This window comes from Kitasatospora sp. NPDC059577 (assembly GCF_042735475.1).
GTDB lineage: Bacteria > Actinomycetota > Actinomycetes > Streptomycetales > Streptomycetaceae > Kitasatospora.
Map to the genome: position 1 here is coordinate 16,596 of NZ_JBHWBZ010000049.1, position 1,914 is coordinate 18,509.

Genomic DNA, 1,914 nt, shown 5'->3' on the forward strand with positions numbered 1-1,914 from the left:
GCGCGGAATCCCGCGCACCGCCCCGTCCGCGTCCCGGTCAGGCGCCGGCCACCCCCGCGGCCCGGCGTCAGACCTTCGGACCGTCAGGCCGTCAGGCCCTCCGGACGTTCAGGCGTTCAGGCCGTCAGACCTTCAGGCCGTGACGGTTGACGTACCAGAAGTGGAAGCCGAACAGCCCGCCCAGCACCACCAGCCACTGCAGCGAGTTCACCAGCGGCACCGCGTCCACCGGCAGGGTGCAGGCCAGCGTCACCCGGATCCCGGCGTCCACCGCGAACCCCAGGCCCCAGACGGCGGTGAGCAGGCGCAGGTGACGGCGGAAGACCGCGTCGTGGTCCCAGCGCCCCACCCACTCCTCGGCGCCCGCCTCACCGAGCTTGGCGGCGACGATCGAACGCGCCGCGGTCAGCATGAACGGACGCCGCGTCGCCAGGGTGCCCAGCACCCAGAGCCCGAGCACACCGAACACCCAGCTGTCGCGCACCAGCAGCACCCGGGGGCTGCCGCTGACCATCGACATCAACGCGCCGAGCGCGACCATCAGCAGGGTGAAGACCGGCATCACCTCGACCCGGCGGCTGCGCACCATCCCGAGCACCAGCCACGGCACCAGCAGCAGACCGCTGATCAGGAGCGCGGCCCACTGGCTGAGCCCGAGGCCGTGCAGCAGGTAGAACCCACCGAGCGGCAGCGCCAGTTCGAAGACCAGCGACTTGACCAGCGCCCGCTTGGCGGCGCCCGCCTTGCGGTCCGCGCCCGGCACGGCGCCCTGCCCGCCGGCTTCCGCACCGGTCCCCGCGCCGGCCTCCTGCTGGACCTGCTCGTTCACGGTCTCCCCCATCACGCTCACCCCTGCCATGACTCCCACTCCCCTGTCCTGTCCCGTGTGCGACCTGCCGCGCCCGCCGGTTCCGGGCGGTCCCGCTACGACTCGGCGCGGGTGGCCCGGTCGAAGATGTCCGCCAGCTCGCGGCCCGCCTCGGCGACGTCGAAGTCCTGGTCGCCCACCCAGCGCAGCACCACGGCGTCGATCGACCCGCGCAGCGCGACGAGCATCAGCCGGGCATCGAACTCCCGGAACTCGCCCGCCTCCTGGGCCGCCTTGACCGCCTGCTCCTGCTGCTCCATCAGCAGTTGCATGGAGGCCGTGTAGCCCACCGCGGCCGGATCGTCCCCGCCGAGGTTGGGCAGCACCTCGATCAGCGCCTTCAGGTGGCCGGGCCGGAACGCGAGCAGTTCGATATTGGACTCGATGAACGCCCGCAGCCGGGCCCGCGCCCCCTCGGCCGCGCCGATCCTGGGCGCCATGAACTCGCCGGTCACCCGGGTCACCTCGGCGACGACCTCGTGCATCAGGTCGTCCTTGCCGGCGAAGTGGTACGAGATCATCCCGGTGCTGCTCAGCCCGGCCTGCTTCGCGATCCGGCTGAACGACGCCTTCGCGTAGCCCAGTTCGGCGACCACCTCGATGGCGGCCTGCACGATCTGCGCCCGGCGCCCCGACTCGGTGAACGTCCGCCCCATCCCCACACCTCCCTGCCCTCGCAAGCAGATTCTTGCTTGCCTGAGCAAGACTGTAGAGCAGTTTGCTCGGCTGAGCAAGAACTTGCGCGGGCGAGCAAGGAAAGGTGCGGGAGAGGGCGGGGCAGGTGGGGAGGGGAGGGCCCGGAGGGCGCGGGCCGGGTGAGGAAGAGGGGGCGGGCCGGGCGGTGCGAGGACGATCCGGACGGCGTGCGGCGGCGGCTTCGCACCCGAAGTGACTCGCCGGACCACCGGCCCGCGCCCCGCGCTTCCGAGCGCTCTTACCGCGACCGTGCCCGACGGTGATCCTGGTGCGGGGGCCCGGCGGGGGCGGGCCGCCGCCCCCGCGGGGGGGCCCGCGCCCGCCGCCCGCTCGGGCGGCCCGGCGCGGGC

2 protein-coding genes are annotated in these 1,914 nt (G+C 73.3%); both read right to left on the bottom strand.

The features are described from left to right. Positions 1-124: 124 nt before the first annotated feature. Complete coding sequence (locus ACFV0O_RS29710; protein ID WP_360255217.1) at positions 125-859, bottom strand: VC0807 family protein; 735 nt, start codon at positions 857-859, stop codon at positions 125-127. 65 nt (positions 860-924) lie between these two features. Beyond that, complete coding sequence (locus tag ACFV0O_RS29715; RefSeq protein WP_360255215.1) at positions 925-1,524, bottom strand: TetR family transcriptional regulator; 600 nt, start codon at positions 1,522-1,524, stop codon at positions 925-927. Between the last annotated feature and the right edge of the window lie 390 nt (positions 1,525-1,914).